At 70.8% G+C, this 16,602-nt stretch carries 13 protein-coding genes; 8 read left to right on the forward strand and 5 right to left on the reverse strand.

Annotated features, from left to right (window positions below; translation table 11 throughout):
* The first annotated feature begins 106 nt into the window (after nt 1-106).
* The 4 genes from HEB94_RS09335 (at nt 107) to HEB94_RS09350 (ending at nt 3,897) form a co-directional block, all read left to right on the forward strand.
* Entirely contained in the window at nt 107-1,300 is a 1,194-nt protein-coding gene (locus HEB94_RS09335) for an AAA family ATPase (RefSeq protein WP_192749524.1), read from the forward strand.
* A gap of 189 nt (nt 1,301-1,489) precedes the next feature.
* Entirely contained in the window at nt 1,490-1,720 is a 231-nt protein-coding gene (locus HEB94_RS09340; protein ID WP_192749525.1) for a hypothetical protein, read from the forward strand.
* Between the two features lie 425 nt (nt 1,721-2,145).
* Nucleotides 2,146-2,778: a hypothetical protein gene (locus HEB94_RS09345; RefSeq protein ID WP_192749526.1), complete on the forward strand. Its 633-nt coding sequence runs from the start codon at nt 2,146-2,148 to the stop codon at nt 2,776-2,778.
* 150 nt (nt 2,779-2,928) lie between these two features.
* Entirely contained in the window at nt 2,929-3,897 is a 969-nt protein-coding gene (locus tag HEB94_RS09350) for a bifunctional helix-turn-helix transcriptional regulator/GNAT family N-acetyltransferase (protein WP_202896241.1), read from the forward strand.
* 146 nt (nt 3,898-4,043) lie between these two features.
* Here the strand turns inward: HEB94_RS09350 and HEB94_RS09355 are convergent, their stop codons facing one another.
* The 3 genes from HEB94_RS09355 to eccB form a co-directional block, all read right to left on the reverse strand.
* A complete protein-coding gene (locus tag HEB94_RS09355; protein WP_192749527.1) occupies nt 4,044-4,337 on the reverse strand; it encodes a WXG100 family type VII secretion target in 294 nt (97 codons plus the stop codon).
* Between the two features lie 50 nt (nt 4,338-4,387).
* Nucleotides 4,388-4,708, reverse strand: a complete 321-nt coding sequence (locus HEB94_RS09360) for a WXG100 family type VII secretion target (protein WP_192749528.1) — start codon at nt 4,706-4,708, stop codon at nt 4,388-4,390.
* Nucleotides 4,709-4,988: 280 nt separating this feature from the next.
* Complete coding sequence (eccB, locus tag HEB94_RS09365) at nt 4,989-6,497, reverse strand: type VII secretion protein EccB (protein ID WP_192749529.1); 1,509 nt, start codon at nt 6,495-6,497, stop codon at nt 4,989-4,991.
* Between the two features lie 186 nt (nt 6,498-6,683).
* On the opposite strand from eccB, the gene HEB94_RS53435 reads away from it, so the two are divergent.
* Both HEB94_RS53435 and HEB94_RS09375 read left to right on the forward strand, forming a co-directional pair.
* Nucleotides 6,684-7,985 carry a type VII secretion protein EccE gene (locus HEB94_RS53435; RefSeq protein WP_192749530.1) on the forward strand — a complete coding sequence of 434 codons (1,302 nt, stop codon included), beginning with the start codon at nt 6,684-6,686 and terminating at the stop codon, nt 7,983-7,985.
* Nucleotides 7,982-8,650 carry a hypothetical protein gene (locus HEB94_RS09375; RefSeq protein WP_192749531.1) on the forward strand — a complete coding sequence of 223 codons (669 nt, stop codon included), beginning with the start codon at nt 7,982-7,984 and terminating at the stop codon, nt 8,648-8,650. The genes HEB94_RS53435 and HEB94_RS09375 overlap by 4 nt, the downstream gene beginning before the upstream one ends.
* 144 nt (nt 8,651-8,794) lie before the next feature.
* Here HEB94_RS09375 and eccD read toward each other — a convergent pair whose 3' ends face one another.
* The gene (gene eccD, locus HEB94_RS09380) at nt 8,795-10,189 is read right to left on the reverse strand and encodes a type VII secretion integral membrane protein EccD (protein ID WP_192749532.1); all 1,395 of its coding nucleotides are present in this window, start codon (nt 10,187-10,189) and stop codon (nt 8,795-8,797) included.
* A gap of 150 nt (nt 10,190-10,339) precedes the next feature.
* On the opposite strand from eccD, the gene eccCa reads away from it, so the two are divergent.
* Nucleotides 10,340-14,410, forward strand: coding sequence for a type VII secretion protein EccCa (eccCa, locus tag HEB94_RS09385; RefSeq protein ID WP_192749533.1), 4,071 nt, complete (start codon nt 10,340-10,342; stop codon nt 14,408-14,410).
* A gap of 19 nt (nt 14,411-14,429) precedes the next feature.
* Here eccCa and HEB94_RS09390 read toward each other — a convergent pair whose 3' ends face one another.
* Complete coding sequence (locus HEB94_RS09390; RefSeq protein WP_192749534.1) at nt 14,430-15,827, reverse strand: S8 family serine peptidase; 1,398 nt, start codon at nt 15,825-15,827, stop codon at nt 14,430-14,432.
* 309 nt (nt 15,828-16,136) lie between these two features.
* On the opposite strand from HEB94_RS09390, the gene HEB94_RS09395 reads away from it, so the two are divergent.
* Complete coding sequence (locus tag HEB94_RS09395) at nt 16,137-16,562, forward strand: ATP-binding protein (protein WP_192749535.1); 426 nt, start codon at nt 16,137-16,139, stop codon at nt 16,560-16,562.
* Nucleotides 16,563-16,602: the final 40 nt, after the last annotated feature.

Below are 16,602 nucleotides of genomic sequence, written 5' to 3' on the forward strand. Positions count from 1 at the left end.
CGGGTCGGAGCGGGTACCTTCACCGTCGCACTCTGGTCGCGACACGCCGCTAGCGCCCTCTAGCGAAATCTAGGTTTCCTCCTAGACGGGCTCATACAGTCTGAGCGTGGACCCCGTGCGCAACCCCTACGCACCCGGAGCCGGCCAGCGTCCGCCCGAACTCGCCGGTCGCGATCGCGAGGTACGCCAGTTCGAGGTCGTTCTCGAACGCGTCGCCGCCGCCCGGCCTGAGCGCAGCCTCGTTCTGTCCGGCCTGCGCGGCGTCGGCAAGACCGTGCTGCTCAACGCGCTGCGTTCCCTCGCCCTCAGCCGCGCGTGGGGCACCGGCAAGGTCGAAGCACGTCCCGACCGGTCGATCCGGCTGCCGATCGCGCAGGCCCTGCACGCCGCGAGCCGCGAGCTCACACCCCGCCACCGCGATCCCGAACGCGCGGAGGAGTTCCTCGGCGTCCTCAAGGCGTTCGCGCTGGAGACCTCGGTCAAGGACCGCAAGGGTGTGCGGTGGCGGCCCCCGTACGACGTACCCGCTCTTCGCGGGCGCGCGGACTCCGGCGACCTCGAACTCGACCTCACCGAACTCTTCACCGCCGCCGGCGAACTCGCCCGCGACCTCGGGGTGGGCGTGGCGGTCTTCATCGACGAGATGCAGGACATCCAGCCGGACGAGCTCGCGGCGCTGTGCGGTGCCTGCCACGAGATCAGCCAGCGAGGCGTCGCCTTCGTCGTTGTCGGCGCGGGGTTGCCGCACCTGCCGACGGCGCTGTCGGCGAGCAAGTCCTACGCCGAGCGGCTCTTCCGCTACATCTCCGTCGACCGGCTGGAGCGGGACGCGGCCGATCGGGCCCTCACCGTGCCGGCCATGAGCGAGGACGTCGAGTTCGAGCCGGACGCGCTGGCCGCTCTGCACGAGGTCACCGACGGCTATCCGTACTTCGTCCAGGCCTTCGGCAAGGCCACCTGGGACGTCGCCCCGACGAGCCCCATCTGCGCCGAAGACGTGAAGGTCGCCGCGCCGGAGGCGGAGGCGGAGTTGGCGGTCGGCTTCTTCGGCTCCCGGTACGAACGCGCCACGCCGGCCGAGCGGGAGTACATGCGGGCGATGGCCGAACTCGGCGCGCGACTCGCCGACCGGCCGGTGCCCACCGCCGACGTCGCGGCGCTGCTCGGCCGCAAGCCGCAGAGCCTGTCACCGGCGCGCGACGGCCTGATCAAGAAGGGCCTGGTTTATGCCGCGGAGCGCGGGTCGGTGGCGTTCACCGTCCCGCACTTCGGGGCCTTCCTGCGCTCCCAGCACGGCTGAGGCTGTTCTCGGACCCTTCGGACCTGTTCGGACGTTCGGACGGTTCGCAGGCGAAGGCCGCGCTCGCCCGGCGTTGGCGCTCCGGTCACCGATCTGCGCCCACCCGGCGTGGGCGGTCATGCCGGTCCGGGACGTCGGACTGGTTTCCGTCCGGCTCCGGGGTGGGTAGTTCGAAGGATCGCAGGTCTGGTGCGAGGGGCCTTCGGGCTGCCCAAGTCGATCATCGCGATCCGGGGTGATCCGGTCGACGCAGGACGAACGCACGGGAGGCGACGGGACTTGCTGGTCACACCGTTGAGCCGGCGCCCTGGCATCGACGTCCCGGTGGTGGGCGCACCGATGGCCTGCCCCGGCATCGGCTCCCTCGCCGACGCCGAACGGCACCCGCGCGCGGCGGCCGACGTGATCGGTCCGTCGTGACCGGCCACGGTGATCCACGGCCTGCCGGCGCGCTTTGCCCCGGTAGGCTCGCGCGCGTCCCACCCCTGCGGCACGACGAGATGACGAGGCTCCCGTAGATGCGCTGCCCACGTTGCGGCTTCGACAATCCGGACAGCCCTCGCGCGTGTGCGCGGTGCGGCTTGGCGTTGACCGAAGCCCGGCCGCCGGTGCAGGGACCACCACCGGGACCGGGTGCCCCGTCACCGCGGCCGACCGGACCCTCCCCGTCCGAGGGCCCGTCCCAGCCAGGCGGACAGGGACAGCCCGGCGGACAGGGACAGCCCGGCGGACAGGGACAGCACCACATCCGGCCCTCCTGGCAGCGCCGGCCCGACGGTTCGGCTGAGTCGCCGCCCTGGTCGGGGTCGCAGGACGCCGCTCCCTGGCAGACACCTCCGCAGCGCATGGCCGGGCAGTGGTCCTCGCCGCCGCCAGGGACGTCGCCCTCGGCGATCCCCACGGAGCCGGCCCGGCAACCGTCGGCCTACCCCAGCGCGCTCGGCAAGGTCCTTGTGGTGGTTCTCGCGATCGAGACCGTGCTCGCCCTGGCCTACGCGGTGTTCGCCCTCGGGCCGCGCCGCGGCATCTTCGCCGACCTCGGCTCCCACCCCGCGCTGGTGACCCGCGACGCGGCGACCGGTAGCGACACGGTCAACCTGGTGTTGTTCGTGGCGTTCGGACTGTCCACGATCCTCGCGATCGTCCTCGGCGTCGGCTGGGCGATGGGAGTACGCCGCGCACGTCCCGATCGCCCGCGGCCGTTCGGCCTGGCGTGGTGGCTCGAGACGGTTGCCGGCGTCATCGTCGTGCTGGTGGCGCTGGGGCTTCACACCAGCGGTGAACCCGCCCGGATCGCGCTCGGATACGTCGTCCTGGGTATCGGCACCCTGCTGATGGCGGGCTCGGCCGCGTGGGCGCTGCTGACCGTACGCCGTGCGACGCCGACGTCCGACGTGCCAGGTGGCCCGGCGGCCGCTTCCCCCGCACCGCCGACGGGGCGTGGCCCTGGCGGTGCGCCAGCACAGCCCGGCCCCTGACCTCTCGGGCCGAGTCCGCGGCCCTTCTCATCGACCGTCTTCGACATCGGCCGAACCCGCGCCTCGTCTGCGAACACCCCCGCGCGCTTGCCATGACCCGGCGTCGACAGGAATCATTGGACGGAGTCCAGTAGTTCGTGGAGGTGGTCCATGATGTCCGCGTCGACGTCCAACGGCACTCCCGCCGCCACGCACGTGGAGGAGGTGCGTGCGTTCAACCGCTTCTACACCACGCGCATCGGCGTGCTCGGGGAAGGCCATCTCGACACGCCCTACTCGCTCACGGAGGCGCGGATCCTCTTCGAGCTGGCGCACCGGGACCAGACCGAGGTCGCCGAGCTTCGTCGTCAACTCGCCCTTGACGCGAGCTATCTCAGCCGTATCCTCGCCCGGTGGGAGGAGGCGGGCCTGGTGGTCCGGGCCCCGTCCGAGGCGGACGGTCGGCGTCAGGTGGTCACCCTGACCGAGGAAGGACGCGCGGTGTCCTCGACCCTCGACGCACGCGCCTCCGACGACGTGAGCGGCCTGCTGGAAGGGCTCACGCAGGAGGAACGCCACCGGCTGGTCGCCGCGATGGGACTGGTCAGCCGTCTGCTGGGCGAGCGCCCTGCGCCGTCGGCGTACGTCATCCGGCCACTTCGGGCCGGTGACCTCGGCTGGATCGTCCACCGCAACGCCGTGGTCTACGCGGAGGAGTACGGCTGGGACGCGAGCTACGAGGCGCTGGTCGCGAGGATCGTCGCCGACTACATCGACCACCATGATCCCCGGTGCGAAGCCGGGTGGATCGCCGAGATCGACGGTGACCCCGCCGGCGCTGTGCTCTGCGTCCGCAAGGACGACCGCACCGCGCAGCTGCGTCTCCTGCTGGTCGAGCCCGCCGCGCGGGGAAGCGGGGTCGGTTCGCGTCTGGTCGAGGAGTGCGTGCGCTTCGCGCGCCGGGCGGGCTATGCGGATCTGGTGCTGTGGACGAACGACGTTCTCGCCGCCGCCCGACGGGTCTATGAGCGGGCCGGCTTCGTCCTCGAACGATCCGAGCCCCATCGAAGCTTCGGCCAGGACCTCGTGGGGCAGTGGTGGCGGCTGGGACTCACGCCGGGCCCCTCGCCCCAGGCCTGATCGGCACCCGCGAGCCCCTTTCTGGAAGGGGATTCGGGTCCGGTGCGCGGTGCGATCCGGACGGCCACGCCGTGGTCCGGGCAGGAAGAATCCCGGCCACCTTCACGGTAACCGGGATCTTCGGGGGTCGGTGGGAGACGACCAGCTCAGTCCTGAAACATGGTGGCGTTGCTGCGCTCGGTGCTGGTGAAGTTCTCGTGGATGTCCTTCACGCCCGCACCCAACCTGTCGAGGATGGCGTTGAGCTCACGGATCGCCTGCTCCCACTCGGCCTTCTTCTGCCAGTAGGCCTCGCGAGCCTCACCAGTCCAGTCCTGGCTCTTGTTTTCGATCGCCTTCTCGAGGTCGTTGGTCTCGTCCTCGACGCCACGGTAGGCGAGCCGGAGGTTGGCCTCGAGCTCGTCCATCGTCTGGCTGTCCCAGGCAGTGAATTCAGTCATGAATGTCTAACCTCCCGTGCAAGTGGGCGTGCGGAGTCGGGGTGCGAGGATCAGGTGGTGCCGTTGAGGAGCGCATCGATCTTGCTGACGGCTTCCTGCTGCTGCTGCTCGGTCGCCTCGTAGCTCATCCGCGCCGCACCCAGCTTCTCCCGCAGGTCGTTGAGGGAGTCGCAGATGGTCATGAACTGCTTGTCGAACTCCCCCATGACGTTCTGGAAGCTCCTGGAGGACTCGCCCTTCCACTTCCCGGCTGCCGTGACGGCGTAGTCCTGCAACTGGCCCTTGATACCGACGATGACGTCGAACGAGTCGCCCACGCGCTGGGCGGCCTCGGCCATCGCGGCCCGGTCTTGCGAAGCTGCTGTTCCCACACCTACCTCCTCTTTCAGCCCGTACCTGCTCGGGCGTGTTGTCGCTTCGTTGAGGTCTCGCTCGCGTCCCGGATCTGCTTGCCATGTCCCCGAGTGCCCGTGGGGCTGGAGATCGTTGGTGGGTTAGCACCAGACGCGAGAACACGCTAACGCGAAACAGGGTCTCCGCGTGAGGGGGTACACCCAGGCATGTGGATAACCCGAGCGCTCGAACTCGGCCCGTCGTCACGCCGTCGGCGAATCGTCCCTCGCCGGTCGACGGGCGTTCGCCGAAGGCTCCCTAGTTTCCTGTGGTGGAGGCCGCGGTGAGCTGGTCCGCGTGTGATGCGGCCTGCGAGCTCAACGCGGGTCCGGTCGGGATGAGGTTCAGCAACGGAGGTGGGACCGGCAACGGGTCGACTCCGTCGTATCCGAGCAGGGCCAGCGTCTCCTTGTTCGGCACGGGGAACTTCTCCCCGGACTCGGTGATGAGGTAGAAGCCGGACGGCGCCACGCCGGGTGCCGGGAGCAGCGCGGCGAGCGCACCGCCACCAGGAGGAACGACGATGCGCGGCCTGGCGCCCCTGCCGGCGTCGATGTCGACGCTCGGCGGCAGCGTCCCGCCCGTGGTGAGGTGCTGCTGCGCCTTGTCGCCTGCGGGGTTGTTGTCGTACCACAGGCACAGCGGTGTGTCGCGGCTCGGCAGGCTGACGAGTGCGGGCGTCTTCGCCGGCAGATCGGCCACTCTCAGGTCGCCGTCGTGGTCGGCGGACAGGTGCGCGAGGACGGTGCTCAACCCGACCTCGGTGCGCGACGTCTGGGGCTGCCCGTCGGAGAACGCGACCCCGGTGCCGAGCAGGATCCTCGCCTGGACCTCGGTGATCTCGGCGAACCCGTCATGGTTCATGAGGTAGAAGCGGTCGGGATCCGAGACATGGAAGACCTCCCCGATCGTGGTCCCCGTGCCGTCGTCGAGGGTCACCGGGCCGGGGTTCTTTCGTCCCTCGACCGTCGGCCCGGCCAGGTCCTGGCCGGCGGGCAGAGCGCGCAGCCACTCCTCACTGACCTGGATGGCCGAGGACGCCGAGAGATCGATGCTGGCGAGGGCACGCGGCTCGGTCGCGAGGCGCTTGCCATGCCACACGAGGTAGTAACGCTTGTCCGGTCCCTGCACCAGCAACCCGCGTTCCCCGACGGTCCTGCCGCCGACGGTGCCCTCCTTCGTACCGATGAGCAGGTCGACCTCGGGCGTCGTCTCCTCGTCGATGACGTGGGCCGTGGCACACATCGCCCACGGAGCGGACACCAGGCTTTCCTTCACGGGGACGGCGTTGGGCGCCTTGGCGATGCCGATCTCCGGTCCACGGGGAATGCCCGCCAGCGAGTCGCGACCCACCGAAACCTTGGTCATGCCGGCGCCCATGAGGAGCATGGCGGAGGTGGCGTTGCGGATGGGCATCAGCAGCATGTTCTTGTCGGACCCCTGGCCAGGGACCTGTGGGGGCTGGTTCGATGTCGTCGGGTCGAGGAGGGACTTGTCGCGGTAGACGTAGAGCGCGCCGGTCTCCTTCTCGACGATGAGCGCGCTGGCGGCCTCGTTCTTCCACTTGCTCGAGTTGCTGTCGGCCAGCCATGCGTAGAGCGCGACACCCGCACACGCGACGGCGCCGACCATGATGCCCGCGAAGGTGGACGTCGTGACCCGGCGCATCGGCTGCTCGATGGCTTCGGGGTCGCTGCCCAGCATCGCCGCGAGAACGCGACGGACGAGGTACCGGTACGCCTGCAGTTGGTCGCGTCGGGTCTGCATCGTCGTTCCTCGTGAGGGCGCTTGACGTCAGCGCGGGCGGTGGCGACGGATCGGGTGCCGCCGGCCCGGGGCGAATCCAGATCGGCAACACTACGATATGCCGGCGAGCCGCCGTGATCCCGCGGCGTGCCCGCCATCGGGTCCGCCCCGGCGGCGCACCCTCGGCCAACGGGAGGAGGGGTTCCGGTGTCCGCCGTCCGCACCGACCGCGCGACCAAGCGAACTGGAACGACGGGCAAGCGCCGGAGCGCGCGCGGGTCCGACCGCGACAACCGCCGCCGGAGCGATCGCGGGTCGGCGCGGATGAGCCGGGCCTACGCGGGTCGCCATCTCGGTCCACTCCCTGTCGCCACCGTGGTCGCCTGGCAGGTGGGGATCGGCCTGCTCGCCGCGGGCGTCGCACAGGGTGGATGGCTGCTCATCGTGGGTGCGGTCGTGTTTCTCCTCGTGGCCGCGGCGACGGTCGTGTACTGGAACGGCCGCCCGGCCTGGCGTTGGCTACGGGTCTGGGGGAGCTACCGCGGCCGCAACGCCCGTGCCGGCGTCGGCCCACCACACGACCCCGGGCTCGCTCCCGTCAGGGAGTGGCTGCCCGCCTTCGAACTCGCCTCGGTGGCCGGCCGTCGCGGCGAACGGCCGGTGGGCGTCGCCCACGACGGTGCCGGTTACGTCGTCGTGCTCGGCCCCCGCAGCGAGGACCTCATCGCCTCGGCCGACCCGGTCCACATCCCCCTTCGCGCCCTCGCGAGCATCGGTGACGCCGAAGGCGTCCGGTTGGCCTCGGCCCAGTTGATCATCCGTACCCTGCCCGCGCCGGCTCCCACCCTCGGTGCCTACGGCGCCCAGGTCGGTGCGTCCTACCACGAGATCAGCGGGGGCTCGACGCCTTCGCTGATGTCGTGGTGGATCGCTCTGCGCCTCGAACCCGGCAGGGGCGGCACCGCGGTGACGTTGGACAGTGACGACATCGACGCGGTCCGGCGCGCGTTGCGCACCTCCGTCGGCTGGGCGACCAAGGTGCTGTCGTCCTCGGGCCTTCCGTGCCGCCCGCTCGACGAGAGCGAGTTGCGCGAGGTCCTCGACCTGACCCTGGGCGTCGACCCGCAGCACGTCCCCGGATCACGCCGGGAACGACGTACGGCGGAGTCCTGGCGTGGTTGGACCTGCGACGGCGTGGCCCACGTCACCGGCTGGCTGCGGAGCTGGCCCCGCGCGGGGATTCCGTCCATGTCCCGGCTGCTCGACGCGATGGCGGGGCTGCCGGTCAGGTCCGCGACCGCCTCACTCGGCCTCACCTGGACCCCCGAAGGCACCGTCCGCACCACGACCTACGTGCGGGTCAGCGCCGAAGACCCCAAGGCCGCACGTACGGCGTTCCGGCAGCTCACCAAGCAGTCCCGGAGTGCGCGGATCAGTGTCGTCCGACTGGACGGCGAACAGCTTCCGGGCGTACTCGCGACGATCCCGTTGGGAGGTGGCACCCCGTGAGCCATATCCCGCGGGTGCAGTCGCACGAGATCCATGCCGAGGAACTCGGCGACACGACCCTTACGCTGCCCCCGGCAGGCCTGGTCCTGGGATCGGGGCAGGCGGGCGCGCTCGTCGTACGACTGTTCCGGAGCGACCCGGTGCGGATCTGCGTGGTCTCCGGTGGCCAGCTCGCCCAGCTCATCGCCTACCGCGCGCTCGCGGTGGGAGCCCACGTCACGGTCGTCACCGACGCGGTGGCCGCGTGGGGTCGGCTGGTGTCGGCCGTTCCTCGCGGCCCGGCCTGGCTGACGGTGCTCCCCACCGGCGCCCGGGTGACCGCCGCGGGCAGCCTGTCCCGGCCCTCCCTCGTCATCGACGCCACCCGCGACCACCAGGCGCTTCCTCGCTGGGAGCAGGGCGCCTGGCAGACGTTCGTCTCCGTCCAGTCCGACCTCGAGCCCGCCGACGAGTCGCGCCTGCGATCCTCCGACCTCCTCGTCGCCCAGCGGCTCGAACCCGCCTCCGCCGACGTGGCACGGCGCGGGTTCGGGCTCGCCAAGGACCGCGCCGGCTGGCTCACCCAGATGCCCAACGGTGTGCTCGCGGTGGCTGCCGCGGGGCAGCTCGCGTTCGGTCAGCTCGCGCTGAGCACGATGGAGCAGCGGCTCTTCGGCGGTCGCTGACGCCGACAACGCCGCGATCGTGGATGCGGGCGTGTGCGGTTGAGCGGGTCATCCGCGCCCGGCTGGCAAGGCGGAGGAGGAGGCGCGTAGTGGTGTCCTACGCGTGACGACGACAACGCAGCCAGGCGGGATGCGGGGACCCGCTCAGGAGAGGAGTGCGATGATGGAGTCGTAGATGCCCATCGCCCCGAATGCCAGCGGAACCACCGCCAGTAGCACGAACACCTCGAAGAGGTCGGTGTAGCGGGCCCAGTACGGCGAGAGACGCCGCCCCGGCATGCTCACCGCCCAGCCGCCCAGGGCACCTGCGGCGAGCAGGCACGGTATGCCCACCGCGAGCAACATGACGACGCCGTCGCCGCTGGTGGCGAGGCGCCACACCAGCAGGGTCGCGCAGGCGACGCCGCCACACACCAGCCACAGCCGGTGGGTCCGGCCCCGGAAGTGGCGTGAGCGCAGGAACAACGCGAGTCCGATGACGCCGGTGAGTGACACACCGAACCAGCTCGGCTGCGCCGTGAGGTAGATCGCGCTCAGCCCACACACCGTGGTGGTGGCGGCGATCAGGGCGGCGACCAGCTTGTCGGCCACGACCGCCTGCTGGAGCACGGTCGGACCGGGGAGGACGTCGGTCTGCTTGCGGAGGTCCTCCGAGCTGGTCGGCAGCTGCGGCAGCGGGAGCGCGGCCAGGCGTGCGCAGACCGTCGGGAGGAACGGCATCGCGCCGAGCGCGACCGTGGCGGCGGCCGCCGCGACCGCGCCGGCACTCGCGGAGAAGATCAGGACAGCCGCGGCGGCAAGGACCCCGACCAGGGCACCGGTGGCGACGCCGAGGAAGCCGTCCCAGCGGGCGACGACCGCGAACGCCGAGACGGTCGACATCACCAGCATCAGCGCGAACGCCATGAGCAGCTGGATCGCGCCGAAGGATCCGAGCGGGTCGTCCCCGCCGAGGGCGAGCAGGCCACCGACCCCGGCGTAGAGCACTCCGGCGGCGCCGAGCAGCATGCCCGCGTGCAGGTGGCCGAACGCCCGCGACATCGCGGCGCCACCGGCGACGAAGCCCACCGCGGCGACCAGGGCCACCAGGGTCTGTGGCAGCCAGGAGGGCCCGGTCGTCAGCGCCACCAGCGCACCGAGCACGAAGAACGCACCCGCCACGCACAACGCGGCGACGCGGGCGTCGGAGGGTTGCCAGGCGGCCCGGCGGTCGCGGGTCGCGACGGCGATCGCGTCGGCGACGTCGTCGAAGGCGAACTCCGGGATGGCCGTCTCGCGGTGCCGCAGATGCAGGACGTCACCGTCGCGGACACCGAGCCCGGACAGACGTTGGGAGGGATCGAACGCCGACTCACCCAACCGCTGCAGGATCCAGCCGCCGCGAAGGAACGCTGGGTCGTCGGGGTTCTCCCCGGCGTAGCGGAGCAGCGTCGGCAGCAGGTCGGCCAGCGGCGTGTCGGTGGGCAGTGCGAGATCCATGCGGGTGCGTGGTGCGACCACGGTGACGCGGCAGAGCTCGACCCCGCTGTTCGCGTCCACGGTTGATCTCCTTATCGCACTGGGGCAGCCTGGACAGACGAACCCGGAGAGTACCCACTTTGCGACCAGGTGGGCGTCGGTGGCACGTCGTTAACATTCTCTCGGACACGTCGGTCGTTCCGAAACGGCCATGTCTTCAGGAGGCGTCGAGTGAGCACGGTGCTCTACCGTCGGCCAGGGCGCAAGTCCCCGCCGACGATGCCCAAGGGCGAGGTGCTCTTCGAGGCGCCTCCCGAACTCCCCGAGGCCACGCCCGGTGGAGCGATGCAGAAGATGTTCGGCATCCTGCCGATGCTGGGCGGTGGCGCTGTCATGGCGTTCATGCTGAGCAGCGGTACCGGCGGCAGCAACTCGATGCGCATGCTCATGAGCGGCACGATGGCCGTCTCGATGGTCGGGATGTACATCAGCCAGCTCGGTGCCGGCGGGAAGGCCGCCGAACGCAAACACCAGGTTGACGGAAGTCGACGCGACTACCTGCGCTACCTCGGTCAGCTCCGTCGCCGGGTCCGCACCGCGGCCAACCGGCAGCGGGAGGCGCTGGAGTGGCGCTACCCCGACCCGGACAGCCTGTGGGTGCTGCCGCTCAGCCGGCGCCTGTGGGAACGCCGACCCACCGACCGCGACTTCGGTCACGTCCGGGTGGCGAAGGGCGTGCAGCGGTTCGTCCTCAACCTGATCGCGCCGGAGACCAAGCCGGTGGAGGACCTCGAGCCGGTCGCGGCGGGGGCGCTCCGGCGCTTCATCCAGACCTACCGCACCGTGCCCGACGTTCCGGTCGCCCTGTCCCTGCGGGGCTTCGCCCACGTCCGGCTCGAAGGCGATCCCGACGCCGTACGGGCCCTGACGCGGGCGATGACCGCCCATCTCGCGGCGTTCCACGCCCCCCACGAGCTGCTGGTGGCCGCCTGCCTCGCCCCCGACCGGCGCGCCGAGTGGGACTGGCTCAAGTGGCTGCCGCACTCCCTGCACCCCACCGCGACGGACGGCGCCGGCCAGATCCGCTTCGTCACCTCCTCGCTGGCGGAGCTCGAGCGCCAGATGGTGAACGAGCTCGCCAACCGACCGTTCTTCTCCGCCAACGGCAACCCGCTCCCCGACCAGCCGCACGTCGTCGTGATCATCGACGGCGGCCACGCCAGCTACGACTCGAGGTTCCTGAGCGCTCCGCCGCAGGGCGTCACCGTCATCGACCTGACCGGAGACGCCGTACGCCGGTCCGGTGAGGGTGTGATGCGGCTTCGGGTCACGCCCGAGCAGGTCTTCCACGTCACGGCGGACCGCGACGGCACCGAACGGGAGAGCCGGCTCGGCCGGCCGGACGAGCTGACCGTCGCCCAGACCGAGTCCTTCGCCCGCCAGCTCGCGCCGCTGCGTTCGGCCGTGGTCACGTCCACCGGAACCGTCGAAGAGGAGGAGGAGACGGCGGTCGAGGAGAAGCCGCAGCACGAGCTGGAGCTGATGAGCCTGCTCGGCATCCCCAACGCCTACCACCTCGATCCCGACGTGGTCTGGAAGCCGCGGCCCCGTCGCGACCGGCTGCGCATCCCCTTCGGCCTCACCCCCGAAGGTGAGCCGGTCGAGCTCGACATCAAGGAGTCCGCCCAGGGCGGCATGGGTCCGCACGGCCTGGTGATCGGCGCGACGGGTTCCGGCAAGAGCGAGGTGCTCCGCACCTTCGTTCTCGGTCTCGCGGTCACCCACTCACCCGACGCCCTCAACCTCGTCCTGGTCGACTTCAAGGGCGGTGCGACCTTCCTCGGCCTGGACAGCCTCCCGCACGTCTCCGCGGTGATCACCAACCTCGAGGACGAGCTTGTCCTCGTCGACCGCATGCAGGACGCCCTCGCCGGTGAGATGAACCGCCGGCAGGAACTCCTCCGGCAGGCAGGCAACTACGGGTCGCTGCGCGACTACGAGGAGGACCGCGCCAAGGGGAAGCCGCTCGACCCGATGCCCTCGCTGTGGATCGTCGTCGACGAGTTCAGCGAGTTGCTCTCTGCCAAGCCGGAGTTCATCGAGCTGTTCGTGATGATCGGCCGGCTGGGACGAAGCCTCGGCGTCCACCTGCTGCTCGCCTCCCAGCGGCTGGAGGAAGGCCGGCTGCGCGGCCTCGACACCCACCTGTCCTACCGCATCGGTCTGCGGACCTTCTCCGCCGGTGAGAGCCGGGTCGTCCTCGGTGTCCCCGACGCCTACGAGCTGCCCCGTGAGCCCGGTGGTGGATACCTCAAGGTCGGTACGGAGAGTCTGATCAGGTTCAAGGCCGCCTACGTCGGTGGCGTCTACCAGCCGTCCACGGCCGCCCAGGTCGTCTCCAAGCCCGCACCGAAGCCGGGCGAGCAGCACTGGGTACCCCAGATCACCGCCTACACCACCGACTACGTCGAGCCACAGATCGTGGAGGTGCCGCCGGAGCCGGAGCTGGAGGAGGCGCAGCCCCCGGCCGTGCAGGAGGGCCAGGAGCCGAAGGTCCTCGTCGACCTGGTGGTCGACCAGCTGCAGACGATGGGTCGCGCCGCCCACCAGGTCTGGCTACCTCCGCTGGAGGACCCGCCCACCCTCGACGGGCTGCTGCCCGGGCCCCTGGAGGTCAGCGAGGAGCACGGACTCACCGTGGCCTGGGAGGGCCGCGGCATGCTGCAGGCACCTGTGGCGATCGTCGACAAGCCCTACTACCAGCGCCGCGACCCGATGTGGCTCGACCTGGCCGGTGCGGCCGGCCACGTCGGAATCGTCGGCGGGCCGCAGAGCGGCAAGAGCACGCTGCTCCGCAGCCTGATCGCGTCGTTCTCCCTCACCCATCGCCCCGACGAGGTGCAGTTCTACTGCCTCGACTTCGGTGGCGGCACCCTGCCCGCCCTGCTGGGGCTGCCGCACGTCGGTGGGGTCGCGACCCGGCTGGACGCCGACGCGATCCGTCGTACGGTCGGTGAGATCTCGGCCCTGCTCGACCAACGCGAACGCGCCTTCACCGAGGCCGGCATCGACTCCATCGCGACCTACCGACGGATGCGCCGGATGGGGCGGGTCCAGCCCGACCGGTTCGCCTCCGACGTCTTCCTGGTGGTCGACGGATGGGGAACCGTCCGTAGCGACCACGAGGCCGTCGAGACGAGCCTCACCCGGCTGGCCGCGCGCGGCCTCGGCTTCGGGATCCACCTCGTGGCCACGGCCAACAAGTGGTCGGAGTTCCGGATGGCGATCAAGGACCTCATCCAGACCCGGCTGGAGTTGAAGGTCGGTGACCCCTACGACTCCGAGATGGACCGGCGGGCCGCGGCCAACGTCCCCGCCAGCCGGCCTGGTCGTGGACTCTCAGCCGACCTGCTGCACTTCCTCGGCGCGCTGCCCCGCATCGACGGGGTGGAGGACCCCGAGGACCTCAGCGACGGTGTCAAGGCGATGACCGAGGCTGTCGCCGCCGCGTGGCCGGGACCCTCGGCACCGCCGGTCCGGCTGCTGCCCGACGTCCTCCCGGCCAGTTCCCTGCCGCCACCAAGGGCCGAGCAGTCTCCGGGGCTCATCCCGATCGGCATCGACGAGGACGAACTCGCTCCGGTCTTCCTCAACCTGGAGGACGAGCCACACCTCGTCGTCTTCGGTTCCAACGAGTGCGGCAAGTCCAACCTGCTTGACCTGGTGGCCAAGGGCATCGTCGCGCGGTACACCCCCGCGCAGGCGCGGGTCATCATCATCGACTACCGCCGGTCGCTGCTCGACTCCATCAACGGCAGCGAACACCTGATCGGTTTCGCCCCGTCCTCCGATGCCGCGACCAAGCTGATGAAGGATGTCAACGGCGCCTTGCGCAAGCGGACGCCCGGACCGGACGTCACTCCCGAACAGCTGCGCAACCGCTCGTGGTGGCAGGGCTCCGACCTGTTCCTCATCGTCGACGACTACGAACTCGTCGCGTCGTCGACAGGTAATCCGCTGGCCCCGATCGCCGATCTCGTGAGCCAGGCCCGTGACATCGGCCTGCACATCATCCTCGCGCGCGGCTTCGGCGGTGCCGGCCGAGCGATGTACGACCCGGTCATCCAGCGGATCCGCGATCTGGGCAACCCCGGCCTCATCATGTCCGGAAACAAGGACGAAGGAGCGCTCTGGGGCGGCGTCCGCGGCGCCCCGCTGCCGCCCGGTCGTGGCACGTTGGTGAGCAGGCGAGTCGGTACGCGGCTGATCCAGACGGCCTACGGCAAGAAAACCGACGACTGAGGTCGACGGCGGTCCCGGGTCAGGTGGTCGGTGTCTCCTGGTGCGCCTGGCCCGGGCGCCAGCCACGGACCCGGCCCCTGCGGTAGGTCGCGACCCCGGCGAGCACGAGCAGAGCCACACCCACGGCGCCACCACCGGCCGCAAGGGCGATGGTGCGGGGCAGCGGGTCCGGGGCCGCGGGCAGGGTGAGCGGCGCGATCGTGGCGCCCGGGGCGGGCGTGGGCGCGGCGCCGAGATCCGGCCGCAACTGGGTCAGCGCCTCGTACGGATTGATCACGCCCCACCCGGACCGCTGGTCGGGAAGGTCGAGGCCCGGATGGTCGGCCGTCGACTCCAACAGCCGCTTCACCTGGAGCGGGGTGAGCCGGTGGTCGTACTTCTCCAGCAGCAGAGCCGCCAGCCCGGACACGAACGGCGCCGCGAAACTCGTGCCCTCCTGGTTGGTCGCGAGACCGCTCAGGGGTGCCAGCCCGGTGAGGTTCTGTCCGGGCGCTGCCACCGTGATCGGGACCGACGTCGTGGAGAAGGTCGGGACGTTGCCCGCCTCGTCGACGGCGCCGACGACGATCAGGCCCTCGAACCCCTTCTGGCGGGCGTACTCCGCGGGCCAGGTCTGGCCGTTTCCCTTCGTGCCGGTGTTTCCGGCGGCGACGACCACGACCACGCCCTTGTCCAGGGCGTACCGTACGGCTTTGCCGAGCAGGTCGTAGGCGCCCTCGGTGACGACGGAGACGTTGATGACATCGGCGCCATGGTCGGCGGCGTAGTGGATTCCGGCCGCCAGCGACCTGGCCGATCCCGTCTTCTCGCCTTCCGCCACTCGGACGGACAGAATCTTCGCGGACGGCGCGACGCCGCGGAAGCCGGAGTCGCCGGCCGGCCGGCCAGCGATGATGCCCGCCACCATGGTCCCGTGCCCTTCGCAGTCCTGCCACGGTGCGATGGCGGCGTCCTCGTCGAAGACGAAGCTGGCCGCTGGCGGGACGGACGCTTTGTCGAGTTGCGGATTCGCGAAGGAGACGCCGGTGTCGACGACGGCGACCGTGACCTGCCTGCCGGCGGCGAAACTGTCCAGCCGGTCGAGGACGAGGCGGCGCTGTTGCCAGGGGGTCTGGGTGGTCCTGGTGCTGCTCGGGTACTGGCTGCGGCAGGAGTTTCCGCCGTACTTGCTCGAGTTGACGGGATCCGGGTACGCCTCGGACTCACTGGAGTCGCCGGTGTTCGTCGAGTTGCCGGCACCCGTGGAGTCGGAGGAGTCGCGCGGAGTGTCGGTGGGGTTGGGGGCACCGTCGCTGCCGGGCGTCCTGGTGGGTTCGGGCGTCCCGGTTGGCGTCGGTGCCGCCTGGAGAACGCCGCGCGCCACGTCGGCGTAGGCCTCGGTCGTCCCGGGTCCGACCAGGCTGGGGGTCACCAGCACGCCGAGGACCGGGGACAGCCCGAGTAGGATTCCGGCTGCTCGAGCGGTACGCCTTCTCGCCCACCTCACAGTGGGTGAGGTTACCCGGGATCGCCCACCGGGCCGGCTCGGCGGTGAGGCAGCGGGCGAGGGCACGCCTGTGGCCGGATCCGGAAGCTCCCCGGGCGTACGCCGTGTAGAAGACGCCGAACATCTCCACGGCGTCGCGAGCAGGGGTTTCCCATCGGGTGTGGGCGGGAAGCAAAGCGTCATGCCTGCGCAGGAAGGCTGCGGCACGAGGTGTGGCGAGCGGAGGTCTAAGGAGACGGCGTGACTGTGGTATCGGTCGAGAGTTCGACGACCTCCACTGCCTTGGTGCTGCCGTTCGAAGTGGGCAGCGCCCGGAAGGCACGGCGCAGACTCGCCGCCGACCTGCGGGGCGCCGGGGTTCATCCAGACGATGTGCACGATGCTCTCCTGGTCCTCAGCGAACTCGTGGGCAACTCCCTGCGGCACGCGCGACCGCTCCCATCCGGGACGCTGCGGGTCACCTGGACCCGGCTCGCGCATCAGGTCGAGGTGAGCGTGACCGACGGTGGTGGGCCGACGGAGCCCCGCCCGTTGGAGCTACCGGCCTCCGCGTTGGGTGGCCGCGGGCTGGCGATCGTGGACGACCTCTCCGCCCGGTGGGGCGTACGACGGGGTGAACGCGCGACGACGGTCTACGCCGTACTCGATCTCACGCCTTCCCGCTGAGAACGGGTCGCCGCCGTGGCCGACACCCCACACCGACTCC

Origin of the sequence: Actinopolymorpha pittospori (assembly GCF_014873875.1) — a bacterium.
Lineage (GTDB): Bacteria > Actinomycetota > Actinomycetes > Propionibacteriales > Actinopolymorphaceae > Actinopolymorpha > Actinopolymorpha pittospori.